Source organism: Caballeronia sordidicola, assembly GCF_000729995.1.
Classification (GTDB): domain Bacteria; phylum Pseudomonadota; class Gammaproteobacteria; order Burkholderiales; family Burkholderiaceae; genus Caballeronia; species Caballeronia sordidicola_A.
The window spans coordinates 26,555-53,536 of record NZ_JNFG01000207.1 but is presented as its reverse complement, the minus strand read 5'-3'; the positions used below and the strand labels follow the sequence as shown (position 1 = coordinate 53,536).

Sequence of the window (26,982 nt, the reverse complement as noted above, 5' to 3'; positions counted from 1 at the left end):
GTTTCCAATAGAGAAATGAATGAGGTTTTGTAGACACGTGCGGCGCTTAGGATTCCTATCCCAGTCGATGCCGACCGCGCAGTGCGAGTCACCTTTTTTTCATCGTCTGGATTCGTGTGAGAGGCGATGAACCGGTTCGTCTGCGAGTGAATGAATATTAAGACTGGGTGCCTCCGATGACTCTCGGAACGCTCTTAAAGAATTGAGACAAAACTAAGAATTCTTAATTGCGGAATGGTGCGGGAGCGCAGGTGAAGCGAGCGCGTTCATGAACGCCAAAAGGCGTCCGCGAGGACGCCTTTTGGCTTTTAGCCGGGTTTAGATAGGTGAGGGTTTTCGGGAGCAGTGGCTTCCGCGGGGTAGCGTAACGGTTATGAGGAACCGCTTGCGGCGCGCAAAGTGAGGTTACGCGTCTCGGGCGCCCATGCCATCGATACGATCATGCCAATCAGAAGCACAGCGGCCAGCACCATCATTGTGTAATGGAACCCGATCTCCGCGATGCCAACAGGCAAGAGGAACGTGCCAATCGCCGAACCGAGCCGACTGCATGCAATGGCTAGCCCGACACCCGACGCGCGCACTTCTGTCGGAAAGCATTCCGGAGGGAAGACACCAACGAGATTGCTGAATGCCGACATGGTCAACGTAAAGACCGCGAACGCAACAATCATGGCGAGCGTGGCGGACGATGGCAGCAAGCTCATGGTGACCAGCATTGCGCAGGTGACTGCGAACGATCCGATCAGGAAGTGTCGGCGCGGCAGCTTGATGGTCAGCCAAATTCCAAGCACAGCGCCAATCACCAGCACCGCATTCAGCAACAGATCTGCCCCGAAACCGTTGCTCAGGCCGATTACCTTCAGGATGCCCGGCAGGAAGGTGTAGATAGCGAAGTACGGAATTACCAGGCACACGAAGAACCCGCAGTTAAACAAAGTCCTCCGGATCAGGTCGGGTTGAAACAGACGTGCATAACCGTGTTTCGAGGTGACGCTCGCCATTGCATCTTCCACGTCAAGCGTTACGCCTGGCCCGAAATGCTTAAGCACGATGGCATTCGCCTCCTTGACGCGTCCCTTGCCAAGCAGCCAACGGGGCGATTCCGGCGTACCGATACGCAACACCAGCACAATAAGCGCTGGAAGACTCGCGGATGCGAGAAGCCAGCGCCACGCGTCGGCGCCGGCATCTCCGTACGACATGCCGAGCACGTTCGCCACGACGTAACCGATAGTCCACACCACGCTGAAAGAACCCAAAAGCGCGCCACGATGCTTTCGCGGTGAAAATTCGGCGAGGATGGCATGGCCGACTGTGAAGTCACCGCCCATACCGAAGCCAATCAATACCCGCAACGCGAACAACTCCATAGGTGACGTAGCGAAAAATTGCAGGAACGCCGCTATTGTGATGATGATGAAACTGCTGAGAAAGATGCTCTGGCGGCCCAGTCGATCCGACAGCCGGCCAAATACGAGGCTGCCGAGAAAAATCCCGATCAAGGCGGAACTGCCGATTGCCCCCATCCAGAATGAATCGAGTGGCATCTGCCGGTTCATCGATGCCAGCGCGTATCCCACCGTGCCGAGCGCATAACCCTCAGTGAAGTGCGCGCCAAATGTCAGGCCCGCAATTTTCATGTGAAACCGGTTTAACGGAATGTCGTCGAGTAAAACCGGCTTCGACGTCTGAGGTGCTGGCGCACGAACTGGCGTTGTGCCCGCATGAGGCGGCGGACTGATCGGGAATGCACTGCTTGACGTGTCCTGATGACTCACTGCGTCTCCTTACCTATATGTTCTTCAATTGCGTTGACGCTGGCTATGCGTGCACGGCAGAGCCGCTTGGCGCTAGCCAGCATCTTTCGGCGTTCAGTGGTCAATGCTCAATGCCCGTCAGGCCACTGATCATCATGTATTTCATTTCCATGTATTCATCGAGGCCATACTTCGATCCCTCGCGGCCAAGGCCTGATTGCTTGACCCCGCCAAAGGGCGCCACCTCCGTCGATATGATTCCTTCGTTGATACCCACCATACCTGTCTCGAGTGCGTCGGCTACCCGCCACGCGCGGCCCAGGTCACGCGTATAGAAATAGGCGGCTAGTCCGAACGGGGTGTCGTTGGCGAGCGTGATCGCTTCGGCCTCTGTTTCGAAGCGAAAACACGCAGCCACCGGTCCGAACGTTTCTTCCTGCGCGATCAACATGGTGCGGTTCGCATGAGCGAGCACCGTCGGTTCGTAGAACGTCCCGCCCAGCGGATGGGCACGCCCGCCGGTTAGAACGGTCGCTCCCTTGCTCAGTGCGTCCGCGACGTGATCGCCGACTTTCCTGAATGCGGCCTCGTTGATAAGCGGCCCCTGATCGACTTCCCGCTCGAGCGCATCCCCTACGCGAAGCTTGCGAACTGCCTCGGTCAAGCGTTGTGTGAATTCGGCATACACCCCCGCCTGCACGAAAAATCGATTCACGCATACGCAGGTCTGGCCGGTGTTGCGAAACTTCGATGCCATCGCGCCTTGCACCGCAGCGTCGAGATCAGCGTCGTCGAACACAATGAACGGTGCGTTCCCCCCAAGTTCCAGCGAGAGTTTCTTCAATGTGTCCGCGGATTGCGCGGCGAGCAGCTTGCCCACGCGCGTTGATCCGGTGAACGACAATTTGCGTACCACGGGTGATGCGGTCAACGTCGCGCCGATAGCAACAGCGTCTCCGGATACGACGTTGAACACGCCCGCCGGGATGCCGGCTTCCGCCGCGAGCACGGCGAGTGCCAGCGCGCTCAACGGCGTTTCCTCGGACGGCTTCAGCACCATCGTGCAACCGGCCGCCAACGCAGGGCCTGCTTTGCGCGTGATCATGGCAAGCGGGAAGTTCCAGGGCGTGATGGCCGCGACCACGCCGACCGGCTCGCGTGTCACGATGATCTTCGAACCGGGCTTCGAACTCGGAATCACATCTCCGTAGCTGCGTTTCGCTTCTTCGGCAAACCACTCGAGGAAACTTGCGGCATAGGCCACTTCGCCTTTTGCTTCCGCGAGAGGCTTGCCTTGCTCACGCGTCAGCAGTTCAGCGAGCGCGTCGCGGTGCTCGAGCATCAGTTCGCCCCAGCGGCGGACCCTCGCCCCGCGCTCTTTTGCAGTGAGCGAGCGCCAGACAGGAAACGCGATCTCCGCAGCGCGGATGGCTTGGTGCGTTTGCGTCGCACCGGCCTTCGCGACATCGGCGATCACGTCACCCGTAGCCGGATTACGGACGGCGTAAGTCTCGGCGCTTTTGTGCCAGGCGCCATCGATGTAATGCTCTTTGCGAAGCAGATTCATGCGGCGTCCTTCATTGGTTGAACAAAGTCGCCTTGTGGCGCGCGAGATTCGCGTGCGGTACGACGCCCGGACGTGTAGTCATTGATGACGTCGCACGGCGTGTAGTTACGGTCGAGTTCGTACAGTTCGTCCGCGTCCAGGCGCGTGCCGAGCGCACTGAGCGCGCTATCGAACTGGGCGGGCGAATCTGCACCCACCAGCATGCTGGCAACGCCATCGCGCTGGAGCACCCAGGCCTGCGCAATCTGCGCCGCGCTCACGCCACGCCGCGTCGCCACACGCGCCACCGATGCCGCGATCTCCCGCGACGCCGCGTCGCCATACATCTGCGCCGTGAAGAAGTCGGTCTGGTTACGCGTGGACGCCGGGTCGCACGTCAGGAGACCGCGCGCCAGCGGGCTAAAGACGGACACGCCCAGTCCCTGGTCGGCGCAATACGGCATCATTTCGCGTTCTTCCTCGCGGTAGGCGAGATTCAACTGCAATTGCATGTTGATAGGCTTGTGCCAGCCATGCCGCTCGCAGATCTGGACAATCTTCGCCAGTTGCCACGTGTACATGGTCGATACCCCGATATAACGCGCCTTGCCAGACCGGACGATGTCGTTCAGCGCCCCCATGGTTTCCTCCACGGACGTGGCGGTATCGAAGTAATGCAGCATGTAGATGTCGACATAGTCCATGCCCAGCCTGCGCAACGATGCGTCGATACCGTCAAGCACATGCTTGCGCGAATGACCGCCGGCGTTCTGATAAGCGCCCATGTCATAGCCGACCTTGGTCGTCACCACGATTTCCTCGCGCCGAGCAAGACGACCGAGAATGCGACCGACGACTTCTTCTCCGACGCCCGCCGAATAGAAATCCGCCAGGTCGATGAAGTTCACCCCTGCCTCCAGCGCGTGGCGGACGATGGGTTCACTCTTTTGTTCGTCAAAAATCCAGGGCTTCCATTGCGGGGTGCCCATATTCATGGTGCCGAGACACAGGCGCGATACTTTCAGGCCTGATTGGCCCAGACGGACGAATTCCATTCTTTGAGTCTCCATGATGCGCGGCGACGGTTGCCGGGCACGGCACCGGCGCGCTGATTTTTAGAGGGCTGCCTGCATTAAAGGGCTGACTGCGCAACGCTGGGTGTGTAGAAGGGATTCGATACTTCGCGCGCCGCGGCGAACACGTCTTCCTTTGACGGCAAGCCGATCATGGCTGCCTTGATGGCGTTTTTTGCCGCGCGGTAGTTGTTGCGAAACACGGCGTCGAGATCGTCTGCAGACGGGTTCACCCAGTTCGCCGTCACCACTACCCAATCGTTGTCCGCTTCGGGTGGCAACGTGCCGTCCTCGAGCGATTCGGCGACTGCCTTCGCTATTCCCGCCTGCGATGCGCCCCACGTTGCGTTGCCGTGGAATTCGCCGGCGATAGGCGCCTTGTTCACATAGAGCGTGAGCGGTTTGGTCGGCACGCCAGGTTGTGCAATGACGACAAACGGCGCGTGGCCGGCCGAAGGCGTAGCAAGTGCTGTGGCGAACGCCTGGCCCGCGGGGCCGTTGCGCGGGCCGACAAGCACGTTGATGTGAGCGAGATTGACGCCCGGACCTTCAAAGCCCTCGCCAATATTGAGGGTACGGCCGGTTTGGGGTGTTGGCATGCTGGCTTCCGTTCATGGAGTGGATCGATGAACAGATTGTGCGAGCGCGCGTCGATGAGGAGGAATCGACGATTCGTGCGGACGGGTATGAGCACCGCTCAGATCAGGGAATCCCCTGAGCCGGGGAGCAGGCCGTCGTTGGCCGACGGCCCTTAGGTCTACTAGCGTTTATCGCTCGGAAGGCGGAATCGCACTGTAGCGATCGAAAAATGCGCGATGCGCTTGCTCATTCACGCCGGCCGGATGCACGTCGGTTGAGGCCGGCCGGTGCTCGAGCATGGCTTTCGGTCGAATCGGGCGGAGCTGGAAGCCGCCACCGCAATTGGGGCACACGTTGCCGAGCCGCGACGACACGCAGTTTTCGCAGAACGTGCATTCGAAACTGCAGATCATCGCGTCGCGCGCGTTGGGCGGCAGCGCTTTGCCACAGCATTCACAAGAGGGGCGCAAGGCAAGCATGATCAATATCTCCTTTTCGCATTCTAGAATCGGAGCGCCCGCTAGCCTTGCCAATCTGCCCACGATTTACGTCAGCACGCCCCACATGACCAGCGTCAACGCGAGGCCGACTACCGAGACGATGGTTTGCAACACCGACCAGACGTAGACGGTCTGCTTCAACTGCAAGCCGAAGTACTCGCGGATCATCCAGAAGCCGGCGTCATTGACGTGGCAGAAAAACACCGAACCCGCGCCGATCGCCAGCGCCAGCAGCGAGTTGTGGGTCGCGCTCAACCCCGCCACGACCGGCGCGATGATCCCCGCGGTGGTCGTGGTCGCGACAGTCGCCGAGCCGGTCGCCTGCCGCAAGGCCACTGCGATCAGCCAGGCCAGCAGGATCAGCGGCATGTGCGAGCCGATGGCGATCTTGCCGATCGTCGTGCTGATGCCGGCGGCGACGAGCGTCTGCTTGAGACCGCCCCCCGCGCCGATGGTCAGCAGCAAAGCGCAGATCGGCGGCAGGCTTTTACGCAGAATGCCGCCCACCCGGTCACGTGGCATGCCGCGCGTCCAGCCAAGCACAACGATCGCGAAAAGAACGGTGAGTCCCAAGGCGATAAGTGGCTCACCGAGAAAATTGAGGGTATCGAAGAGAAGAGTTTCGGGCTGAATCGCCAGCTTCGCCACTGTTCGGCCAAGCATCAGGACAACGGGTAGAAGAATGGTCAGCAACGAGATGCCGAAGCTCGGCGCGTCGAGCGCGCCGTTTGCATCGACTTTCGATGAAAACAGCTTGCCCATCTCCTCCGGCTCCTCCACATGCATGCGGCGCGACAGCCACATGCCATAGACCGGCCCGGCAAGAATCACGGCAGGAATGGCGATGATGAAACCCAGCCCCATCGTGATCCCGAGGTCGGCGTGCAGCGCACTGACCGCGATCAGCGGACCCGGATGCGGCGGCAGCAGCGCGTGCAGCGTCGTCATGCCGGCGAGCGCGGGGATCGCGATACGCAGGATCGGCTGCTTCGAGCGGCGCGCCATCACAAAGATGATCGGCACCATCATGACAAGACCCACTTCAAAGAACAGCGGCAAGCCAATGATGATGGCCACCAGCGCCATCAGCCACGGCAACGTGCGCGGCGTGGAGTGATCGAGGATCGTTCCGACCAGCCGGTCCGCCGCGCCCGATTCCGCCATCAGCGCGCCGAGCATGGCCCCGAGCGCGATGATGATGCCGACATCCCCCAGGATTCCGCCCGCCCCTTTGCTGAACGCGCTCGCGACGGCTTCCAGCGGCAAGCTTGCCGTGAAACCCGCGACGAAAGTGCCGACGAGGATTGAGAGAAACGGCGCAAGTTTCAGCGCGCTGATGAGAACGATGATTGACGCCAGACCGAGCGCGCATGCGATGAGAAGACGCGTGTCGTGGGCGGACCACGCGGCGAGAGTCGATGTCAGATGCACTGAAATGCCCTTGGCTAAGTGGAGGGAGTGACTGGTTGGTCCGGTTGCCCGCGACGGCCGGTATTGGTAAGCAGCAGGCGCCGCACGGTCGCCGGATTTTACGAGCGAAGGCTTACAAAATACTTGGGGTGCTTTCAGACCGTAGGGGTTTGGAGGTAATTTTATGTGGTGAGGATGACGTTTGATTGGAGGTGTCGGATTGAGTGGAGGTAATCCTATTAGTCTCGCTGTTTATAGAGGATGCGCGGCGGATGCCGGGCAGACGCGAGTGCGCGCTTTTCGACTTCAGCACGTTGATTGGGTCGAGGGCTCACCTCGCGCCGTGTTCGATTCATTTCTGTGTTTCGCGTCTTGAAGTCTATGGTCGATTAAAAGCTTCATAGACACTCGCTTCCAAGGTTGAGGGGCGCCGCTAACCGAGCTGGCTGCCGCATATGACGTCTATTATGTCTAATAATTATAATTACTAAAATATGAATCTAAACGAGCGGTTGTGGTGCGCATTACGATCGCAGTGCCCTGCGCGGAGCGCTGCGCTTTCAACAAGCGGAAGCGCGCGACAATGAATTTCGATGTCATCGGGATGACGGTGAAGAACAAACGCCCGTAAATAGCGGTCGTGCCTTCCGATCATCCCGATATCTCGTCCCCAAACTGCGCAGCTAGAAGTACGCTCATCGGACGCCGCCTAGGCTGAATGATCGAGCGTTGTCTAATCTACGATGCGCGCACATTCGGTCCGTTGGACCAGCGGCCTCGAGAATCCCAGCTGAGAGACGGCGGACTTTATGCGCATAAAGCTCCGCCTCCGCGACGAGCTTCCTGAGTCGCATCCAGTTCGCAGTCGCTTTCTGCTAATCGAGGCACTCACTGCGACGGGGACGATCACGAACGAACGTCAGTTGCCACGCAGCAGGGTTGACCATCCGCCACATTGAACACGCCGTTCGCGGGCTCATTAATCGAGACCAATCGGCCTTCTGCAGCGAAGACATAAACCAAGCCCGCACCCTCGTTCAGCGCTCGAGCACGCCGGACCGCTGGCGAAATATCCAAAGAACGGACGAAGGGCCAGCAGCCGCAGCCGCAGCCGCAGCCGAGTTTTCCCGATTCAATCCGACTAGCGGAGAGCAGCGACCCGACTTGTTGCCGAATCGCGTTAATTCACTAGCACACAGACCAAGCATCAAAGCCAGACTGCGGAGCAAGAAACCTGCATCACGCCCTCAGCCCTCCGCACGATCCAGTAGATTTCTCCACGATAACGAGACAGGCGTGCAGCCAAGCAACCGCATGCACCAGACTTTATGCGCATAAACCCCACAGAAAATCGACCAAACGGCCAACTCGATGAGTTACTGCTAGAAAAATTGAGTTTTCAATGTAAAATTCGAAAAGCTAAATTTGGGAGCAAAACGTGGCAGCTGAAATCATTGCGATCACGCAGCAGAAGGGCGGAGTAGGGAAAAGCACGATAGCAATGCATCTAGGCGCGGCGTTTCACGAGAAAGGAAAGCGGGTGCTCGTCGTCGACGCGGACGGGCAAAATACCCTGGTCCATTGGGCTAGCGCTGCGTCCGACGAGGCCAGCGGCATCCCGTTCCCTATCGTGAACCTGTCCGAAGCAGGGGCCCAGATTCATCGAGAGATCAAGAAATTCGTCAACGACTACGACATCATCGTCGTCGATTGCCCGCCGTCAATTACGGAGAAGGTATCGGGCGTCGTTCTTCTCGCTGCGACGGTCGCCATTGTCCCGACATCGTCGTCACCCGCCGACTACTGGTCCAGCGTGGGTCTCGTCAAACTCATTCAGCAAGCGCAGGTCATGAATGAAGATCTGCGTGCAGTGTTTCTCCTCAACAAAACAGAGGAGAAACGCATGCTCACGCGCGAACTGAAGCGTGCGTTGGAAGAGTTGGGTTTCCCTTTGCTGAAAACACAGATTCCGACCCGCGAGTGCTACAAGCAAGCGATGGCGCTCGGCCAGACCGTACTTCAGATGAGCGACCGGGGCGCGCGACTGGCCGCGATTGAAATACGTGCGTGCGCAGACGAAGTTCTCGCCATGCTTCCCTGACTTTATGCGCATAAAGGATCCTGAATGAAACCTACCCAGTTCGCAAAAGGCTTTAAAGCCCGGCCGGATACGACCAGCAGCGAAAAGCGCACAGCCCTGGATCGCATCAACGCCATCGACGAAATCGTCAATCAAGAGGCAGGGAACGATAAGCAGGTCACTGGCCGCTCCAGCGCTTACTCTGAAGATCAGTTTCACGATGACCCAACGGCGCAGGAGTCGGAAAACTTCAAGGCGTGGCGCCGGAAAAACAGATACGTACACGGCCAGGTAGTTGAGTTGCCGCTAAAGGCCATCAAACCGAGCCCCTTCAATCCCAGGCATTTTTATCTGAAGGCGTCGATCGCAGAATTGGCCGTCAATCTGGCGAAGCAGGGCCAGCAGCAAGCGATTCACGTGATCCCCGATCACGAAAACGCGGGTACTTTCTTTGTTAGCGACGGCGGCCGGCGAGTAAGGGCGTTGAAGGAAGCCAACAAAGAAACCGTGAAGGCGATTGTCATCGACTTGCCTATTGGCATCGAAAGCTACAAGCTGGGTTATGACCTTAACGTCCAGCGGGACTCGCAAACCGTCTTCGATAATGCCATCGTCTGGAAGCGTTTCCTCGATGAAAAACACTTTCAGAGCCAGCGGGAACTCGCCGACCACCTGGGCCTCGACGAATCCACAATCGCGGTCGCTTTAGCTATCGCGAAGCTACCCGAGACCGTGATGCATGAAATGGTCGCCCGGCCGGATCGATTTGGTTCGAACATGGCTTACCAGGTCTCACGCTTTCATACGGCGCGCGGCGCGGACGCCACGCTGCGATTGATCAACAAGATTGCATCGGATGATCTGAGCACCCGGCAAGTGGCAGACATCGTCAAAGGTCGTGCGAGCGCACAAGAAACGCCGAAACCCGCAGGCCGTCAGCGCTATGCACAGCGGTTGGAGATCAAGCTGGACGGGCTTGCGGTGGGCGATCTCAAGACGTATGGAGACGACAGACTTGAATTGCGCTTACGTGGTTTATCGAAAGACAAACGCGATGAAATTCTGCAACAGATAGAGAAGATGCTGCAGGCTGAAACGGTAAAACGATGATGCAACCGAGCTAACGACACACGAGAAAACGAATAGAGGGACAAGGGAGACGCGCACAGGAGACACAAACGCGAACTCAGCAACCGTCCCTCTACGCGGTTCTTACGTGGTGCGGCTTTGATTCAACGTGAATGCCAGCAGGTCGCCGTCGGTCGGCTCGCCCCATGTCTTACGTGCAAGCCAGTCAAAAAACGAGGTTTCTCCCATTTTGGAATCGAGCCCCCGCTTGCGCCAATCGTCACGCATGTGGGTACCAAGCTCCGGCAACACATCTTCCTCAAAGGTTTGACGGGCCAGTTCCCGTTCAGACTCACCTTGTTCCTCGTATAACGAGCGCGCTTCCTTCCGGCGAAACACGGAATATTCGCTCAGCAAACGCGCCTTCAGGTCGTCCGCTGGCGCTCCGTTGGTTTTCGCTGGAGCCGCTACTGCCGGCAATGCTTCGACCTGGGGCGCATAACCCTTCTTCAACGCATCCTTGAAAAGCGCCGCCGCACTTCGGACCGGGGGCAGCGACGTGCTCCGCATTCTCTGCTCGGTCATTTGCAACGCCGAACGAATCCGGTTTTCCTCGCTGTCCGCGTAAAGCGTTTGCGCATCTTTCAGCGGAATCCCGATTTTCACCATGCGATCGACTAACGTACTGTCGAACACGTTCGGATGTTCGTCGAGTGCGAGCATGGGTTGCTTGCGCTCGGTCACGCGGAACTGAATTTCAGCAACCCGCCGGCCTTCCCGGTGCTCGATCAACTCGACAAAGATGTTGGTAACGGCATTGACTTCCGCTATTGCGGGCCGAAGATAGTCGCGCTTGAAATATTTGTACTCGCGCTTGGCTTCATCGCCCGCTTCGGTATCAGGCGTTCCTGAGAGAATCGGCCGCCACCATTCCCAAGTCTCGCGCATGGTGAGATGACTCGGATTCGTCAAATAGCGGACGCAGATTTCATACAGCGCGAGGCCAGCGCTGCTGCGGAGTTGACTTTGAAATTGCAAACTCAAGCGCGCGTATTGCACTGGATCGAGCAGCTTTTTCTTGATCTTCGGGGCAAAGGAAAACTCTACCCACACCCGGCGTGTGGCAGGGTCTTCGAGAATTTCGGCGTCGGCGATCAACGTCGATATGCCCCACTTGCGCCCAGGCTTCAGACTCGACGTGCCTGTGCTCCACTCAACCTGCACCGACACCATGCGGCGCAAATGCTCTTTCACCAAAGCGGTATCGTTGGAATCGAACGCCGCATTCGCGACAATGTCCGATAAAAGCGCGCGATAAGTGTCCCCGGATTCATCCGCCTGCTGAGCGACAGCCAGCAGCACGTTGAATAACTTGCGAGTCAAAAGCGTGATCTTGCCGCTTTTTGGCTGGATAGCGATAGCTTCGACGGCTTTTCGTAGCTCAGCCGAACTCGGACTCACTATATCGGTCTTCTTCGCGCGTTTGGTTGCCATGCTGGAGTCAGGAGATTTTGGGAAAGCATACTCATGACGGTGAAGCTCGTCTACAGGTGCGCACTCACCCTGTAGCGGTGAAGGAGATGTCACACGCAAAACTCACTGAGGTGCGCTCCTGAATACTCTCACCTTCACCGTCACGCCTCATCTCATTTATGCCCCGCGCCATGCGGGTAAACGGATTGGGCGCTTGCGGAATCAAATCAAACCACCTCAAACGTGGTCCCGTATCTTCTCACCTGAAATTTTTTTACGTGCACCTGTGGTTTTTACGAAATCTACCAGGGAAGGCAAAAACCCACGAAAGCGCCGAGAAATTGCTGGAATCGTCGAGTTTTCAAAGCTTTAACCCCCGATACACGCCGATTGCCGCGCAATTACTCCCGCAAAAGCTCACCTTTGACTCGCCGGAGAGCCCTATTCAGCCGCGTCGAGGACTCGAAACAGCCTTTCGGACCCCGGATACGAGGTCCCGCATAACCTCACCTTTGGACTTCTCCACGGTTCGCAGTATCGATACACGCTCCTCATCCGCCCCTGCAAACACTCACCTTTAGAGTCACAAACCGAAGATTTTCTAGAATTCAGCACCGAAGCAGCCCTTTCAGTACCCGAATTCAACCAAACTCAGTCCCGCAAAAGCTCACCTTTGCCTCTTTTTCAGGCTAGGAAGGTAGCATCAAACTGCAGACCATCACTCCCGAAAATACTCACCTTTGCGGCAATATGGGCTCAGCCAATCCATACGAAGTCTTTATAAATCATGTACTTAATGTGATATTGACCGGTCGGGTAACCGCCGAACCGGATTTTCGCGGCATAGATCGAGATCATGCGGTCCCGAAAAGCCTCACCTTTGAACAGAGCCAAAGCTGTCGGTGCGATCCTCGACGGACCACAATCGTCTCCCGAAAACCCTCACCTCTATCCTGGCTTCAGAGAAATACCCCTTAAAATCAGCAGGATTGTCGAAGTGGCCGGGTTCCAATACCGCAGCGAAGCTCTCCTGTATTCCCTCACCGTTGCGGTTTATACGTCCCGCAAACTGGGCCCTCCGAGCTGTCCACGCCCGCATAGTCTCACCCTGAAATCGGTTTGCCCCCTGCAAAGCCTCACCTATAGGTAATAATTACCTATTTTTCGTTGGAATTTTCTCATTTCCTTTATCCTGCAAACGCTCACTGCAGAGATTGGCATGTCGGAGTGCGCTATCCCCCTGCATATGGACGATAGCCGGGACGGCCCCTGTATTTCCTCACCTTCCCCAAACACCCGTCTCCCGAACTCGCTCACGCTTGCTCCCGTGACTCCTCACGCTAGTCCCCGAACCTATACACCGATGGCCCCCGTGTTGTCTCACCTTCTATCCCGCAGACCCTCACCGAGCTGCCCGGAAAGCCTTATCTGGTAAGGCTTTGTCGTGGCGTTAACGTCTTTAACTAGGTTTCAAAGGTGTTTACTTCTAATACTCTCAAGCAGCGGAGAGATCCAAGAAAGAGAACCGTGAAACAAAAACTCCGTGGAACATCTGCAGAAATGCTCACGTTGGAAAAAGATGCTAGTAATCAACGGCTTGACGGATTAACCTCGACATGTTTCACGGATGCCACTGCATTGACTGGGTGATATAGGCCATTTGGACAGAAAGAGTGTAGCGACAAGCACTCGCCGGTTCGTCCACCCTAAATATGTAGCGTTTGATACGTAAAGTATTATTATACGAACGAAATTGACTTGGAGCTTCGTATGAACGACGCAGAACGTCTTGCGCTGCGGGCTGAACTCGCGACGATGCGGACCAACGGTGCGCGCCGACAGGATCTGTCGCAGCACGCGTGCAAGCGGCTTTTCTTCGATTTTGGCATTCGCCCTTCAATGGCCACGGTCAGGGATCTCACGCAAACGGGAAGTGCAAGCGATATCCCTAAAGATATCGACACATTTTGGGCCCGGATCAGATCCGCGTCGCGCGTTCGTATCGACAGTGGAGCGATTCCGGAGGGACTGCAGGAGCGAGCCGGTGAATTGCTCGGGCAGCTTTTCCTTGAAGCGCAGGAATTTGCGATTCGATCGCTCGAAGACGAGCGCCACGCTGCAAAAGATGACGTCGATGCTGCGTTAAGCCGGCTTCGCGATGCAGAAGTACGCTATGCGACCGTCGACGAGGCGCTTCGCCGCAGCGAAGCACGCGCGGATTCCGCGTTAGCGCGCAATTCCGCACTGGAGATCGAATTAGGATCGCTGCGCGGACGCGAACTGGACGCGCAGAGCAGCTCGCAGGCATCGATTCAGCGGTTGGAGCGGGAACATGCCGCGCTGACTCAACGGCTCGAAACAGAGCAAACGGCTAACGCCGCGCTGCGCGATCGCGTAGATGTGTTGAATGGCGAACTACGACACAACACCGAGCATTACGCACAGCAGATCAAGGATGCAATCAGCGAGGCCGAACGACGCGTGAAGCCAATGCTCGTGGAACTTGATTCTTTGCGTGGCATGGCGGCAACCTACCAGGCTGGCGTGCGTCAGGCAAGCCAGAAGGAATTCGATTTTATTCAACAACTTAGCATCGCCAAGGCACGCACGGATCGGCTGGAACTGCGAATTCGCGAGCAATCGGACGAGATCGACGCACTGGCCTTTGAACGTGACGCGTTGCTCGGACAGAGCGGAATGAGCGAAGCCGTCGCGCGGCTAATCTGCACGATGGTCGAGGACGGACGGCTATCCGAGCAGGAAATGCAGACGTTGGGAACAGACATCGATGGTTTTGTCGCTGTGCCGGCCAGCTGTCCCACGTGCGTCACCGGCGAGCCTGAACTTGCGCAGCACGATGATGAGTTCGAGTTGTCCTGCCCCGATTGCGATCGGTCATCAGGGACTGCGTCTTCACGGCTGCTCGCCGTAGCCCGATTTCATTCCCCTGAGGTGGCTGACACGAGTGAACAGGCCGAGAGGTGAGACTTTTCGGGAGCCGAGCGCTATTCGAATCGGTGGCTTTCCTCGGCACCGCTTATTTGCGCCTCGGCCAGATCCCGCTCCCGTATTTCCTCACCTATCCAGTTTTGCCATGCTCGATGAAGCCGATGCGCCGAGATTTGTTGCTGGAAACCTAACCATTGCCCGACGCGTTCGGCCGCAGTGCCACTTTCAAACAAATCGGCGGCGAAGGTATTGCGCAAAGTTTGTGGACTGGCGCGTGCCGTTCGCGAACCGGCAATGCCGGCGGATTCGATCACGGCATCGATCGCGCGCAGCATGGTGGCCTTGTGCATTGGGCGCCCCGATGGCGCGGATGGGAACAGCAGGTTGCCGAGTAATCGCGCTGTTTTGCGCTCGCTGATCCAATGATCGAGCAACGCGATTGCGAAGGGTGCGAGCCGGGTTTCCCGATTCAATGCGGGGTTTGTAGCCTCGACAGCGAGCCACGGCTGATTCCACGAATAGTTACTAACGGTCAGCGCCGCTGCTTCACCCGTTTTCACCCCGCCGCCCAGGAATGCGCCGACTAGTGCACGATCGCGTCGCTCTCTCCAACGCTGCCCGGCCGGCAGATCGCCGATTGGAGAGAAAAGATAGCTGATCAAGGCCGCCCGTTCACCGTGGGCGAGAAATCCTGTTGGTTCGTTTTCGCGTGCATCTCGCCATGGAGCCTCGCCATCCTGGGCGATGAAACGAGCTGGGTTCGTCGATGCCATCTCGATCTCGCGCACATGGTCAAGCACCCGTTCGATAAGGCGCAGATAGCGAACGCGCTGTGGTTTTCGAATCTCTAATTGCGTGACGAACTGTTCGATCGCAAGTCGATCAACCGTTCGAAGATCGATTCGTTTAGAGGTCAGCCATTCCAGAAAGAGTCCCCATTGCGCTCGGTAGACGTCTGCGGACGACGCTTTGAACGCTTGATGCGCCATCCAGGAATCGAACGCGCTACGCGGATCGGCGTACCAATTGGCGCGCTCGTGATCGAAAATTTCGTGCGTTTTCGCGGGAGCGGTCATTGGCTGGATAATCCGTTAGTTGTAAAGCACGTGCACACAACAGGTTACGCGAAAGCTGACGGCGACGTCCGTTTCCACAGCTTTTTCGTGTATTTGAATAGCTCGATTATTGGAGGGCGTTGCAAGACATGTGATTTCAACGAGATTGTGAGGTTAGTTCTTATCCCAGTGCTGCCTAGAGCTGCCCGTAAGCTGAAAGCGACAGTGTCAGGCGCTCGTGGGTAAGGTCTTGGATGACGGCGTGTTGAACGGCGCCAGCAATGGGAGAAACGGCGTCGGGCGATTGCGGTCTGCCCAGCGCACGGCGGGCGATGCGACCCTAGCATGCTCGAGTCGGGCTACAAGCACGAATCGCGTTTGGAAGAGTAACGGCCGCCGGCTTCCCGGCGGCTACGGTCGAAAATGAGCGCAATTCGCACGATCGCGAGTTCAGATTTCAATGCGCCACGGGTACTGCCAGTTCAGGACGTCCAGCACGAGCTGCGCAATCGTAGGCATCGACGGCAAACACAAACACCGGCGGTAATGCATTCGACGCTCCGAAATCGACGAGATCATCGGTTTCAGGAAAGGCCATGTCGTCCGGGCGCTCAAACAATGCGCGGAGTGCTGACTCGTGTCGGCCTGCAAAACCGAGATCCGCGAGCGCTTCCGCCTCAATGGCGAGCAACAATCGCCAAGTCAAAGGCACACCTTGCACGATGTAGCGCGCGGCTATATCGCGCGTAATCCGCTCAAGGTCGCGCACTGTGCGTGCGAATTCGGGGCTATCCATACGATCTTCGTCGAAGTCCATTGTCTTCTCCTCCACTCATGCCATTGCGCCAAGATGTGTACTGTACAAACATACAGTACTTATCGCAATGTCCCTCTAGCGTCGCGCTGAGCGCTCGCCGCGTATGTGCGATTCCGCCTACGTGGGAATCAGACGTGTGCGGCTGTTCTGCGGCGTTCGAAATCGCCATCCTGATTACACGATCAGGGCGCTTTCCCTGACATGACGCCGCGAATCCCAGAAGACCGGGATTTCGCGCATCGATACGAAAGGAGATCAAGATGAACAAGGATCAGAAAGACGGTGTGGTAAATCAGGCCAAGGGCAAAGTCAACGAGGTGGTTGGCAAGGTAACCGGCGATAAGAGCCAGGAAGTAAAGGGCGATATGCAACAGGCAGCTGGTAAGGTGCAAAAAGGTGTCGGCGATGCGCGCGAAGATGTAAAGGACGCGCTCAAAAAACCTTGATCGATGACGCCGAGGCGCTGCGGTAGCGGTAGCTGACCACCCGCCGCTGCCACTCGCTGCACTAGCAATTGCCTTGCAAAGTGTTCGGCCGTTCCAAAGCGATTTGGAACGGCTTTTTACGTTTACTTCGACACGATAACCATTGCATGTGCCGGGACTGACCGGTTATCGACAAACGGGTTGCTGAATCCTTCATCGGCTTAAGGTTGCCCGGGCAGGTTTCGATGGCTTATCCACGTTCTTGTACCAATCGCGTTGGAATGCTGAATTTTCCGTGGTAGCGTTTCTAACCCCATTCGCCTACTTGCTCTCCCTCCTCGATGCGCAGCCGAAAAACTTTATGCGCATCAAGTTCCGGCCACCGATGGAAAGCTGCCGCGCCCAGCTCGGCGCGACGCGGATCGCTAAATGGAAACTACGCGCTTGCGTATCCCATCTGCCAACACTCCGCGAGCTATCTGGAGCAACGAATTACAAATCGCCAAACGAATACTGTCCAGCCACCAAGTATTCAAAAAGCCGGAAGACTTCGGCCAAATATCACATCCGCGCACAATTTTAATTCCTAACACTCGTTCCCCAATTTCACACAAATGCCCATGGCATTCATGTAAAGTTCCGCTCGAACTTTATATAAAAAGGCGTGGTCGGCGAGACCGCGACGGCAGAACGCACAGGTTTGAGCCGAATGAAAACGTCAGCAACTGTCTCAAAAAAAATCCGTGTTTCGCTAATGCTGGCGGCTTTGATGGCATTAGGTGCGATATCGAATGTCTCGGCGGCCGAGGTTTGCAGTGATGGCTTATGGGCGGACGCGATGATCGGTTCATATCACGTCCATCCCAAAAAACACTTTGATCAATTCAATCCAGGTATTGGCGTTGAATGCTGGATTGCGCCGCAATGGGCGCTGGCCGGCGGCTACTTCAGAAACTCGCTGACAGCGCCTTCGTTTTATGGCGGCGGCGTCTGGGCGCCGGAATTCGCACATTGGGGTTACATCCGGCTGGCCGCAATGGGCGGCTTGATATCGGGATACGACTATGGCAAATGGGGTTTCGGCCATGATCACAAAGTGGGCCCAGTCCTCGCGCCGCTCATCATGGCGGAGTACGGTCGTATTGGCGCAAACATCATCCTGATTCCGCCGATCCCGTCTAGCGACTTACCCTTCACGATAGGGTTTCAACTTCGAGTCAGATTCTGGTGACATCTCCCCTCGGGCGATGAGGCATTAGTCGTCCCTCACTGGAGATCGCACAGGAAGGCGAATCCCCGTAGACAAGATCGTGTGGTCGGGCTCGCGCGTTTCAAGTTCAGATGTTCCATGGACTCCTCTAATTTCGATCTGCCGACATTCACGTCTCGATTGCTCTCTTATATGGACTCCAGATTAAAAACTCCCACCGCAAAAGGCATCAACCTCCCTGGCGGATTGCGCTTCGAGCCGGCTCCCGTATCAGCTCACCCTGAGACCGAGAGTGTTTGGCATAGTGTCCAAAAACCGCTTGTGAGAAGTGCCGCTCTTGCAGCATGGACTGTCATCGGTGAGGCTTTTCGGGAGCTGGATCCGAACTCATAACCCTCAAGCGGCGTCGCCCCGAATCGAATCTGAATCGAGACATTCGCGCCTCGACCATCCTTATCTTCTCTTTTCAAGTCTTCCCACCGGCCTGTCACAAACGACCGGTATTCTCGGCGCCATCGTTTTGGTGCGTCGCTTTGAGCGGTATGCGCCGAGCGTATCCGTTCACTCCGATCCTTCCTGAGAAAGTCATGCAAACGTCGAAACTTCGACTCTGCGCGCTCATAGTCGCGTCGATACTTCCTGGACTATTGCTGTCCGCCTGCGGTAGTTCGGACTCACCGAATCAATCGGCATGCGGTGGCGCGTCGGTATCGGCCAAGATGAGCTGTCCCCCGCCCGCGACACCTGCTTCGTCATCCTGAACGTTTGAATGGAATCGACATAGTCCCCTGCAATCGGCTGCCGTACGCTTGACGGACGGCCAATCACTCCCCATAGAACACAAAAAAGGTAAGCGCATGGTCACGAAGAGCCGCCGCGATTTTCTTAAAATTTCCGCCAGCCTGGCCGGTGCCGGCGCTGCAGCGTCGCTCTTTCCGGACTCGATCCGCAAGGCGCTCGCGATCGAACCGAATTCCGTTACCGGCACGATCAACGATGTAGAGCATATCGTTGTGTTCATGCAGGAAAATCGCTCGTTCGATCACTACCTTGGGCATCTGAGCGGCGTGCGAGGGTATAACGACCGCTTCCCCGTGACGCTTCCAAATGGCTTGCCGGTATGGTTCCAGCCGCGTCAGGAGAATCAGGCCCAGACCATCGCCCCATTTCGTTACGACACGACCAACCCGGCCGTCAACGCGCAATGTATAGGCGGGCTGCCGCACACATGGGCGACCACGCATGGCGCGATCGACAACGGCCGTGCCGACAAATGGGCGGTGCAGAAGACCGACATGACGATGGGCTATCACGTGCGGGCGGACATTCCGTTTCACTACGCGCTCGCTGATGCATTTACCGTCTGCGATCATTACTTCTGCTCGATACCCGGCAACACGCATCCGAACCGGATGTACCTGATGACCGGGATGGTCGATCCGACCGGAGCAGGTGGCGGCCCGCTGCTCGACAACACTGACTATGTCGATAACCAGTTCGATGCGCTCAAGATGGCGCCGTTCAACTGGACGACCTATCCGGAGCGGCTGGAAGCGGCCGGCGTCTCATGGCAGATCTATCAGCAGGGAACGAGCTTCGATAACTACAACGGCAACTACGGCACCAACGTGCTGGCGAACTTTCAGAACTATGTGAACGCGCCGGCCGGTTCAGCGCTGAACACGAAAGCGATGACCGCGCGCACGCTCACGCAACTCAAGGCGGATGTGGTGGCTAACGCGTTGCCGCAGGTCTCCTGGCTGCTGCCGCCCGCCGCCTACTCCGAGCATCCGAAATTCACGCCGCTCTACGGCGCGGAATACATCTCTACGATCCTCGATGCCCTCACCGCGAACCCCGACGTGTGGAGCAAGACGGCGCTGTTCATCATGTATGACGAGAACGATGGTTTCTTCGATCACATGGTGCCGCCGCAAGCGCCTACGTTGCCGGGCTCGGGCTTGAGTACAGCGGACATTACGCTCGAACGCCATACCGTGGTGACTGCCGCGCAAGCCAGTACATACACCGCCGACAACCTGCCTTATGGTCTCGGACCTCGCGTGCCGATGACCGTTGTCTCACCGTGGAGCAAAGGTGGTTTTGTCTGCTCGCAGGTATTCGATCACACGTCGGTGCTGCAATTCATCGAAAAGCGTTTTGGGGTGATCGAAACGAACCTCACGCCGTGGCGTCGTGCCATATGCGGCGACTTGACCTCGGCGTTCGATTTCTCGAAGCCCGATGCCACTGTGCCAGCGCTGCCGAGCACGTCGGGATACATTGCTTCGGCCGATATGCAATGCGCGTTGCCGACCAACCAGACCGCGCCCGCTGCCACCGCCGCGCAGGTTATCGCGGCGCAGGAGCCGGGCACACGTCCCACGCGGCCGTTGCCCTATGAGCTGCATGTGAACGGCACGTTGCAAGTACAAAGCCAGACCTACACGCTGACCTTCGCGAATACCGGCACGGTGGGCGCGAATTTCTATGTGTACACCGCTGACCCAACGGCGATGCCCAAGCGTTATACCGTCGAAGCAGGCAAGCAGCTTTCCGATACTTGGGCCGCCGACAAGAACGGTCAATACTCGCTGAGCGTGTTTGGTCCGAACGGGTACTTCCGCCGCTTCACGGGCTCGGTTGCAGCCGACGCTGCCGTGCAACCCGAGACGGTGACGTGCTATGACGTGGCCAACGGCAACGTCTATCTGACACTCAGCAATCTGGGCTCCGCGCCGGTAGTCTTCACGGTCACCGATCTGGCCTACGGCCAGCCGCCGCGATCCATCACGGTGCCTGCGGTCAAAACCGCAGAGGACCATTGGGACCTGTCGTGCAACAGCAACTGGTACGACCTGCAGGTCACGATGCCGTCTAACCCGGCATTCCAGCGACGCCTGGCGGGGCACGTCGAAACCGGGCGGGTAGGAACGAGCGATCCTGCTGCTACGGCGCCGGTTACGAAAGCCGTCTGAGTCTGAAGAGCACCCACGGCAGAGCGCGCCGGCTTCGGCCGGCGCGCATTGAACTGATCACAGCAAGCATTTGCCAAATGAACCGCCGCGGCGAGCACGGTTTTTTCCGGGCGCGTGATTCACTTTAACCGACGCTTCCGTACTCACTGTACTCACTGACGGGCCGCGCTGGAAGACGAAGCTTGGTCCCAACTTCAAGCCCATCAACGCACTAATCCCCACGCTTTGAGCGCGTCTTGCGCACGACCCCATCGTCTACTATGATAGACGATATGACATTATCAATAGACGATACCGGACCTCGCATCGCCCGGCGTATTCGGCTTGAACGAAGTGCGCGCGGATGGTCATTAGCAGATCTGGCCGAATCCTCCGGGGTCGCCAAGGCGACGATCAGCAAGATTGAACGCGAGGAAATAAGCCCCACCGCGGTCACGCTGGTGCGACTGGCCGCGGCCTTCGACTTGACGCTCGCGGGCCTTTTGGTGAGGGCAGAAGGCAATGGAGACCGCTTGTCACGGGCAGTCGATCAGCCGCTCTGGCGCGATCCCAAGACAGGCTATCTCCGCAAGCAGGTATTCAACAATCCGGACCACCCGGTGGAGATCGTCCAGGTCGATCTGCCGACAGGACGACAGGTGGTGTTACCGCCGTCGTCGTATGCCCATATCCGTCAGGTTGTGTGGGTGTTAGTGGGCGATCTCGTGATCCTGGAAGGTGGCGAGCGATACGATCTGAGCGCGGGTGATTGCCTGGGGTTCGGTCCGCCTTCTGAGGTGACGCTGGCTAACGAAACCGCCTCGACCTGTACCTACCTCGTTGTTCTCGCCCGGACTTAGCCATCATGTCGAACATTGAAATCAGCGAACTGCGCGCTTCGTCGACGACGTGCGAAATGCTCAGCGGGCTCTTGATCGAGACGGTTGCGAATGGCGGTTCGGTCAGCTTCATGCATCCGCTGCAGCCTGAAGCGGCAGGAGCGTTCTGGTCCAATGCGCTGGCTGCCGCGACTCGCGGCGAACGAATGGTTATGGGTGCATGGGACGGTGAGAGACTGGTTGGAACTGTCACCCTTTTGCTTGACTGTCCGCCCAACCAGCCGCACCGGGCGGAAATCGCCAAACTGATGACCCGTCTTAGCCACCGCCGGCGAGGTGTGGCGGCGTCGCTTATGCAGACGGCGGAAAATCTGGCCGTGAAGCGCGGACGCACGCTGCTGGTCCTGGATACCGCGACCGACGGCGGAGCGTCGACGCTCTACGAGCGTCTCGGATTCACTCTTGCGGGTGAGATTCCGGACTATGCGTTTAAGCCACATGGAGGGCTGAGCGGGACCCGAATTTATTGGAAGCGAATTGGCGAGCACGTTCCGACCGAGGATTGATCAGTTCTTCGTGGCTTAACGGTCGACGAACCGGACCGCTGATTTCGACACTTACGGTTTCATGTTTGCCTGCTCGATCCGGTTATGTACTTCGCGCGTCAACGCCTCGATACGTTCGCTCATTTGCTTCGTGATCTCGGTCAATTTGGTATTTTGCTCGAGCAGGGCGACGAGCTGATCGGTCTGTCGAGCCGCTTGCAACTGGCGTTCCTCATTCGCTGAGGCGAGGTCTTCGCGATGCCGCGCATCGGCGTCGGCGTTGACCTTGTCGCGATCTGCTTGTCGCGTTTGCGCAAGCAGAATCAACGGCGCGGCGTAAGCGGCCTGGAGACTAAATGCAAGGTTTAGAAGAATGAAAGGATAAATGTCGAACTTTGTCAGGCCGGCGACGTTGATACCAATCCACACTGCAACAATAATCGTCTGCCCGACGAGGAAAGTCGGTGTTCCGAAGAAGCGTGCAAAACGCTCGGCTTTTAGCGCGAACCAGTCGTCACCGAATACTGACGAAAGGTGCACGTATGGCAGATGAAAACGCAAGTGATGATGTTTGTCCTTGTGCTGCTCGTCACGCGGAATGGGGCTGTTCATGGTGGGCTCTCTCGCTTGGCGATTAACGACAATGTGTCGATGTTATACACAGTCGGCGCAAGCGTTGCAGTCGTAAAAAAGACTTGCAGCCAGCGGGTCGCAGCCTTATCGACACTTAGGTGAGGTTATTCGGGAGCGTCGCGCATTGGGCGGATGAGGGCCGAGAAAGACGCGAAGACCGTTGCCATGAAGCGACGAAGCCAGCAAGCGTTAGTGCTGGCTTCGCGTCAGATGTGAGCGAAGAAAACCGTATGTTGATAAGTAGAGCGTACGGAAAGATTACTTTGGTCCACGCCTATGTCATCGAGTCAATGAAGTGCTAACTTACGGTCTTCGACACCTTGCGGATTTCAAAGTGGAAGTCGGCAATACCATCGACACCGCCAGCGACTTTATCGCCGGGCTTCAACGCCCCGACGCCCGCAGGCGTGCCGGTAAAAATCAGATCACCGGGCTTGATGACAACCGCTTGTGAAACCTGGCTGATGATGTCGGCAACCGGCCAGATCATATCGCCGAGATCGCCCGTTTGCCGTGTCTCGCCATTGACCGTCAGCCAAATGCGACCGCTGCCCGGATGACCGATTTCTGTCGCGGGCCGGATAGCTGTGACGGGCGCGGATTCGTCGAAGCCCTTAGCCCAGTCCCACGGCCGGCTCATCTTCTTCGCGACCGCTTGCAGGTCGCGCCGCGTGAGGTCCACGCCCACGCTGTAGCCGAATATGTACGACAACGCGTCCTTCGGCTCGATTTGTCGCCCCTCTTTTCCGATGGCAATCACCATTTCTATCTCGTGGTGCAGGTCCTCAGTAAGCATCGGGTACGCCAGTGTTCCCGTTGCGGGCACGACAGCGTCGGCAGGTTTCGTAAAGAAGAATGGCGGCTCGCGGTCGGGGTTAGCGCCCATCTCGCGCGCGTGATCGGCGTAATTGCGCCCTACGCAAAAGACGCGGCGCACCGCGAAAGAAGCGCTCGAGCCGGCGACGGGCACGGCGACAGTTTGAGGAGCGGGGAAGATGTATTCGGTCATATCGGCGAACTCGAAGGTAGAGGTTGTTTGGCGCGGACCACCGCGACACCCACAAACAATATGCTTCGGCCAACCTTCTGTGCAGGACAAATCCGCCCTACGTCCTGGATTAAATTGCTCTATTCAGGGCAGCAATAGCGAAACGCCGCGCAAGAGCCTATTGCTCGAATTGCGACACCCGGTATTGCGTCGGCGATGTCCCTACAGCCTGCCGAAAGCGTCGGGTGAAATAGGCCTCATCGCGAAAGCCGACCACGAACGCAATGTCTTTAACGCGGCGGGTATCGTCCGCAAGCAATGCTTTTGCGCGGCTGATTCTTTGATCCGTTACCCATTGCACGAACGTCCTGCCGGTTTCCTTTTTCATCAGGCGGGCTACATAACCGGGCGTCAACGCCGCTGCTTGTGCTGCGGACCCTAACGAAAGCGTATCGTCTTCCAGGTGCTCCAGAACGTGACGCATCACCTTGCTGAGGGAGTCGCGGCGGCTGACTGCGCGTTCGCTAAGCGCAGCCAGTTGCATAAGCGGGTCCGCATATCTTGCGCAAACGAGTCCGATCAATTGCAGGAGGTAACCGCGAAGCCGGCTGGCCGCACCAAAGCCGCGCGCACTGTCTATCTCCATCATGAGGCGAACGATGCGTTCTACTTCAACGAGGTCGGACTCTGTCAGCCTGAAATCGGTCTCGTCTTGAAAGCGAAAGGGCGCCAGCTCCGGAAACCGGATGATGGGAATACTGCCGAGGTCGATCCGGCCATCGACTGCATCGACATTCAGGTTAAGGAAATCCAGCGCAAAATTGATCACGATGAACCGCGAGTGTTCAGGGTGCGGAATCATGTGAACCCGGTGCGGCGCGATGAAGGCGACTGAACCTGTTGGGAACGCACGCGTTACGTCGCCGATCTGCTGCTTCGTGTCGCCACCCAGATTGATCTGGATCTGGAAGTAATCGTGCTTGTGCGGTTCCGTGATCGGCGAGCGCCGAGTCTCGTCGCGAATATAGAAGTCGAGGCGATCGCTGCGCTCGGGCATCGCATAGGTTCGGGACGACCGTTTGGCGAATGCGCTCATTGGCATGCACTCCTGTCCAGGTTCTGCGTAAAGGCTGACGCTCTCAATCGTTCATTGCCTGAGAGGCGAATGCCGCCGCTCATAAAGCGGTGCCACGAAGCAGCACAACTTACTCTTGTTCGCAATTCATGACTGAACGCCGCAATCGTGGGTAAGCAATACGCGTTGGCCTAAAGCGCACTGAGATCCGCGTCCAATACCAAAGCAACAAGCGTGAAGGATACCGCTTCGCCCGTCGACCTGCCTTTAGCGAACCCTTTAGCGACGTTTAGCCAGCAGATAACGTGATCGAAAGAATGTGTAAGCCCAAAGGCCCCATGGGCAGTAGGGTAGAAAATACGCATGCCCGGCAAGCGGTAACATCGTCTTGACGTTTGAAGCTTGGGCGTCGATTCGTCCGGCGTGAAACGAGCGCGACGAAATTGCGAATGTTACCCGGACACCACCTGCTGGGCGTATGAATGGCCCACGTCACTGACACATAAGCGTTCTATGACCTCTGTTCTTCTACTCGAAAATATCCACGACACCGCCGTCGCGCGTTTCAGCGAAGCGAAACTCGAGGTCGAGCGCCGCGCGGGCGCGCTCGCCGGCGCGGATTTAAAGACTGCACTCCAGGCACATAACCTCGTCGGCATTCGCTCGGCGACGCATCTCAAACGCGAAGAAATCGATGCCGCGCGCCATCTGCTCGCAATAGGCTGTTTCTGCATTGGAACGTCCCAGGTCGACCTGAACGCAGCTGCAAACGCGGGCATTCCTGTTTTCAACGCGCCATTTTCGAACACACGCTCGGTCGCTGAACTGGTGATCGCCGAAGCTATCCTGTTGCTGCGCCGCGTGCCCGAGAAGAGCGTGCTGGCGCATGCTGGAACGTGGGCCAAGGGCGCAAGCGGATCGTTCGAGACGCGCGGCAAGACCATTGCAATAGTAGGGTATGGCAACATCGGCTCGCAGGTCGGCGTGCTGGCCGAAGCCATGGGTATGCGCGTGGTGTATTACGACGTGCAGGCGCGGCTCTCGCTGGGTTCCGCCCGTGCGGCGCAATCGCTCGCCGACGCGGTCGCTCATGCCGACGTGGTGACGCTGCACGTGCCCGCCACGGCCCAGACGAACCGCATGATTGACGCTGCAACGCTGGCGTGTTTTAAAGCCGGTGCGATCCTGATCAATGCATCGCGCGGTTCGGTGGTCGATATCGATGCCCTCGCGCAAGCGCTGCAAGCGAAGCGGCTGGGTGGCGCTGCCATCGACGTATTCCCGGAGGAGCCCAAGACCAATGCAGATATCTTCAAGAGCGTGCTTCAGCATTTGCCCAACGTGATCCTGACACCCCATGTGGGCGGCAGCACGGAGGAAGCGCAGGAGAACATCGGGACCGAAGTCGCGACGAAACTCATTTCGTTTTTAACGACCGGCGACACAGTGGGATCGGTCAATTTTCCGCATGTCAATCCGGGACCGCTGGACGCGCCCGCGCGTCTACTCAACGTCCACGGCAATGCGCCTGGTGCGCTTGCGACGCTTAACACGCGGCTTGCCGGGGAGGGCGCCAACATCGTCGCTCAGCACCTGCAGACGCAGGGCGAAACCGGCTACGTAGTGACGGACCTGGATAGGACACCATCCAGCGAATTGATACAGGCCCTGGGCCGCGAACCTGGGTTCATTCGAACGCGCCTGCTGGTTAAATAATCCGGCGTCGCGCACGGGGGCCGGCGTTCTGCAGGACAGTCAACGCCGGTCCCCGTCCAGTGCAACAGCAAGGCCTAGGTCAGCCGCGTGAAAGTGGGTGACTGCGCTTCTCGTGCGGATAAGCGTCGGGGTGCTTAGCTTATTGCGCGGGGCTTGCATGGCACGACAAGGCCTCGGATCAGATTTTCCGCATCACGCCTACTAGTGCCAAGTACATCAGCGCGCTAACTCAATCTCTCATCAAAAAGCGAAAGCCGGCACACGTGGCTCGCAGTAGCATTGCC

General features: G+C 57.7%; 21 protein-coding genes. 9 read left to right on the top strand and 12 right to left on the bottom strand.

Annotated features, from left to right (window positions below):
- Positions 1-371 precede the first annotated feature (371 nt).
- The 6 genes from FH08_RS0143780 to FH08_RS0143755 all read right to left on the bottom strand — a co-directional run bounded on the left by FH08_RS0143780 (position 372) and on the right by FH08_RS0143755 (position 6,889).
- Positions 372-1,781 carry an MFS transporter gene (locus FH08_RS0143780; RefSeq protein ID WP_031364429.1) on the bottom strand — a complete coding sequence of 470 codons (1,410 nt, stop codon included), beginning with the start codon at positions 1,779-1,781 and terminating at the stop codon, positions 372-374.
- Between the two features lie 100 nt (positions 1,782-1,881).
- On the bottom strand, positions 1,882-3,327 hold the full coding sequence (locus tag FH08_RS0143775) for an NAD-dependent succinate-semialdehyde dehydrogenase (RefSeq protein WP_031364428.1): 1,446 nt from the start codon (positions 3,325-3,327) through the stop codon (positions 1,882-1,884).
- Positions 3,324-4,361: an aldo/keto reductase gene (locus FH08_RS0143770; RefSeq protein ID WP_031364427.1), complete on the bottom strand. Its 1,038-nt coding sequence runs from the start codon at positions 4,359-4,361 to the stop codon at positions 3,324-3,326. Before FH08_RS0143770 ends, FH08_RS0143775 begins: the two co-directional genes overlap by 4 nt.
- A gap of 77 nt (positions 4,362-4,438) precedes the next feature.
- The gene (gene fae, locus FH08_RS0143765) at positions 4,439-4,978 is read right to left on the bottom strand and encodes a formaldehyde-activating enzyme (protein WP_031364426.1); all 540 of its coding nucleotides are present in this window, start codon (positions 4,976-4,978) and stop codon (positions 4,439-4,441) included.
- A 168-nt stretch (positions 4,979-5,146) separates the two neighbouring features.
- Positions 5,147-5,437 carry a DUF1272 domain-containing protein gene (locus FH08_RS0143760; RefSeq protein ID WP_031364425.1) on the bottom strand — a complete coding sequence of 97 codons (291 nt, stop codon included), beginning with the start codon at positions 5,435-5,437 and terminating at the stop codon, positions 5,147-5,149.
- A 66-nt stretch (positions 5,438-5,503) separates the two neighbouring features.
- Positions 5,504-6,889: a gluconate:H+ symporter gene (locus FH08_RS0143755; protein WP_031364424.1), complete on the bottom strand. Its 1,386-nt coding sequence runs from the start codon at positions 6,887-6,889 to the stop codon at positions 5,504-5,506.
- A 1,417-nt stretch (positions 6,890-8,306) separates the two neighbouring features.
- On the opposite strand from FH08_RS0143755, the gene parA reads away from it, so the two are divergent.
- Together parA and FH08_RS0143740 are read left to right on the top strand one after the other, a co-directional pair.
- Entirely contained in the window at positions 8,307-8,969 is a 663-nt protein-coding gene (parA, locus tag FH08_RS0143745; protein ID WP_031364423.1) for a ParA family partition ATPase, read from the top strand.
- Positions 8,970-8,993: 24 nt separating this feature from the next.
- Entirely contained in the window at positions 8,994-10,058 is a 1,065-nt protein-coding gene (locus FH08_RS0143740; protein ID WP_031364422.1) for a ParB/RepB/Spo0J family partition protein, read from the top strand.
- 102 nt (positions 10,059-10,160) lie between these two features.
- Here the strand turns inward: FH08_RS0143740 and FH08_RS0143735 are convergent, their stop codons facing one another.
- Positions 10,161-11,510 carry a replication initiation protein gene (locus tag FH08_RS0143735; protein ID WP_031364421.1) on the bottom strand — a complete coding sequence of 450 codons (1,350 nt, stop codon included), beginning with the start codon at positions 11,508-11,510 and terminating at the stop codon, positions 10,161-10,163.
- Positions 11,511-13,259: 1,749 nt separating this feature from the next.
- On the opposite strand from FH08_RS0143735, the gene FH08_RS0143725 reads away from it, so the two are divergent.
- The gene (locus tag FH08_RS0143725) at positions 13,260-14,474 is read left to right on the top strand and encodes a DNA-binding protein (protein WP_031364420.1); all 1,215 of its coding nucleotides are present in this window, start codon (positions 13,260-13,262) and stop codon (positions 14,472-14,474) included.
- A gap of 20 nt (positions 14,475-14,494) precedes the next feature.
- Here the strand turns inward: FH08_RS0143725 and FH08_RS0143720 are convergent, their stop codons facing one another.
- Complete coding sequence (locus tag FH08_RS0143720; protein WP_031364419.1) at positions 14,495-15,514, bottom strand: tyrosine-type recombinase/integrase; 1,020 nt, start codon at positions 15,512-15,514, stop codon at positions 14,495-14,497.
- A 436-nt stretch (positions 15,515-15,950) separates the two neighbouring features.
- On the bottom strand, positions 15,951-16,310 hold the full coding sequence (locus FH08_RS0143715) for a DUF2471 family protein (RefSeq protein ID WP_035568802.1): 360 nt from the start codon (positions 16,308-16,310) through the stop codon (positions 15,951-15,953).
- Positions 16,311-16,570: 260 nt separating this feature from the next.
- Here FH08_RS0143715 and FH08_RS0143710 point away from each other — a divergent pair, with 260 nt between their 5' ends.
- From FH08_RS0143710 to FH08_RS0143690, 5 genes are all read left to right on the top strand, one after another.
- Entirely contained in the window at positions 16,571-16,756 is a 186-nt protein-coding gene (locus FH08_RS0143710; RefSeq protein WP_031364417.1) for a CsbD family protein, read from the top strand.
- 688 nt (positions 16,757-17,444) lie between these two features.
- Complete coding sequence (locus FH08_RS0143705; protein WP_031364416.1) at positions 17,445-17,966, top strand: hypothetical protein; 522 nt, start codon at positions 17,445-17,447, stop codon at positions 17,964-17,966.
- Positions 17,967-18,802: 836 nt separating this feature from the next.
- Positions 18,803-20,923, top strand: a complete 2,121-nt coding sequence (locus tag FH08_RS0143700) for a phosphocholine-specific phospholipase C (protein ID WP_031364415.1) — start codon at positions 18,803-18,805, stop codon at positions 20,921-20,923.
- 272 nt (positions 20,924-21,195) lie between these two features.
- Positions 21,196-21,762, top strand: a complete 567-nt coding sequence (locus FH08_RS0143695; RefSeq protein WP_031364414.1) for a helix-turn-helix domain-containing protein — start codon at positions 21,196-21,198, stop codon at positions 21,760-21,762.
- A gap of 5 nt (positions 21,763-21,767) precedes the next feature.
- Positions 21,768-22,307: a GNAT family N-acetyltransferase gene (locus FH08_RS0143690; RefSeq protein ID WP_031364413.1), complete on the top strand. Its 540-nt coding sequence runs from the start codon at positions 21,768-21,770 to the stop codon at positions 22,305-22,307.
- Positions 22,308-22,358: 51 nt separating this feature from the next.
- Here FH08_RS0143690 and FH08_RS0143685 read toward each other — a convergent pair whose 3' ends face one another.
- The 3 genes from FH08_RS0143685 to FH08_RS0143675 all read right to left on the bottom strand — a co-directional run bounded on the left by FH08_RS0143685 (position 22,359) and on the right by FH08_RS0143675 (position 25,003).
- Positions 22,359-22,898 (bottom strand): DUF1003 domain-containing protein, encoded by a 540-nt coding sequence (locus FH08_RS0143685; RefSeq protein ID WP_031364412.1) that lies wholly within the window; start codon positions 22,896-22,898, stop codon positions 22,359-22,361.
- Between the two features lie 319 nt (positions 22,899-23,217).
- Positions 23,218-23,928 (bottom strand): fumarylacetoacetate hydrolase family protein, encoded by a 711-nt coding sequence (locus FH08_RS0143680; RefSeq protein WP_031364411.1) that lies wholly within the window; start codon positions 23,926-23,928, stop codon positions 23,218-23,220.
- A 157-nt stretch (positions 23,929-24,085) separates the two neighbouring features.
- The gene (locus tag FH08_RS0143675; RefSeq protein WP_152603068.1) at positions 24,086-25,003 is read right to left on the bottom strand and encodes a helix-turn-helix transcriptional regulator; all 918 of its coding nucleotides are present in this window, start codon (positions 25,001-25,003) and stop codon (positions 24,086-24,088) included.
- Positions 25,004-25,477: 474 nt separating this feature from the next.
- Between FH08_RS0143675 and serA the strand changes: the two genes are divergently transcribed.
- Positions 25,478-26,698 carry a phosphoglycerate dehydrogenase gene (gene serA / locus FH08_RS0143670; RefSeq protein WP_051888983.1) on the top strand — a complete coding sequence of 407 codons (1,221 nt, stop codon included), beginning with the start codon at positions 25,478-25,480 and terminating at the stop codon, positions 26,696-26,698.
- The last annotated feature ends 284 nt before the right edge of the window (positions 26,699-26,982 follow it).

Excerpts from the sequence above, each read along its gene's own strand:
- FH08_RS0143775 (WP_031364428.1), bottom strand. The coding sequence starts at position 3,327 with ATGAATCTGCTTCGCAAAGAGCATTACATCGATGGCGCCTGGCACAAA.
- FH08_RS0143770 (WP_031364427.1), bottom strand. The coding sequence starts at position 4,361 with ATGGAATTCGTCCGTCTGGGCCAATCAGGCCTGAAAGTATCGCGCCTG.
- fae (WP_031364426.1), bottom strand. The coding sequence starts at position 4,978 with ATGCCAACACCCCAAACCGGCCGTACCCTCAATATTGGCGAGGGCTTT.
- FH08_RS0143760 (WP_031364425.1), bottom strand. The coding sequence starts at position 5,437 with ATGCTTGCCTTGCGCCCCTCTTGTGAATGCTGTGGCAAAGCGCTGCCG.
- FH08_RS0143740 (WP_031364422.1), top strand. The coding sequence starts at position 8,994 with ATGAAACCTACCCAGTTCGCAAAAGGCTTTAAAGCCCGGCCGGATACG.
- FH08_RS0143735 (WP_031364421.1), bottom strand. The coding sequence starts at position 11,510 with ATGGCAACCAAACGCGCGAAGAAGACCGATATAGTGAGTCCGAGTTCG.
- FH08_RS0143725 (WP_031364420.1), top strand. The coding sequence starts at position 13,260 with ATGAACGACGCAGAACGTCTTGCGCTGCGGGCTGAACTCGCGACGATG.
- FH08_RS0143720 (WP_031364419.1), bottom strand. The coding sequence starts at position 15,514 with ATGACCGCTCCCGCGAAAACGCACGAAATTTTCGATCACGAGCGCGCC.
- FH08_RS0143715 (WP_035568802.1), bottom strand. The coding sequence starts at position 16,310 with ATGGACTTCGACGAAGATCGTATGGATAGCCCCGAATTCGCACGCACA.
- FH08_RS0143710 (WP_031364417.1), top strand. The coding sequence starts at position 16,571 with ATGAACAAGGATCAGAAAGACGGTGTGGTAAATCAGGCCAAGGGCAAA.
- FH08_RS0143705 (WP_031364416.1), top strand. The coding sequence starts at position 17,445 with ATGAAAACGTCAGCAACTGTCTCAAAAAAAATCCGTGTTTCGCTAATG.
- FH08_RS0143700 (WP_031364415.1), top strand. The coding sequence starts at position 18,803 with ATGGTCACGAAGAGCCGCCGCGATTTTCTTAAAATTTCCGCCAGCCTG.
- FH08_RS0143695 (WP_031364414.1), top strand. The coding sequence starts at position 21,196 with ATGACATTATCAATAGACGATACCGGACCTCGCATCGCCCGGCGTATT.
- FH08_RS0143690 (WP_031364413.1), top strand. The coding sequence starts at position 21,768 with ATGTCGAACATTGAAATCAGCGAACTGCGCGCTTCGTCGACGACGTGC.
- FH08_RS0143685 (WP_031364412.1), bottom strand. The coding sequence starts at position 22,898 with ATGAACAGCCCCATTCCGCGTGACGAGCAGCACAAGGACAAACATCAT.
- FH08_RS0143680 (WP_031364411.1), bottom strand. The coding sequence starts at position 23,928 with ATGACCGAATACATCTTCCCCGCTCCTCAAACTGTCGCCGTGCCCGTC.
- FH08_RS0143675 (WP_152603068.1), bottom strand. The coding sequence starts at position 25,003 with ATGAGCGCATTCGCCAAACGGTCGTCCCGAACCTATGCGATGCCCGAG.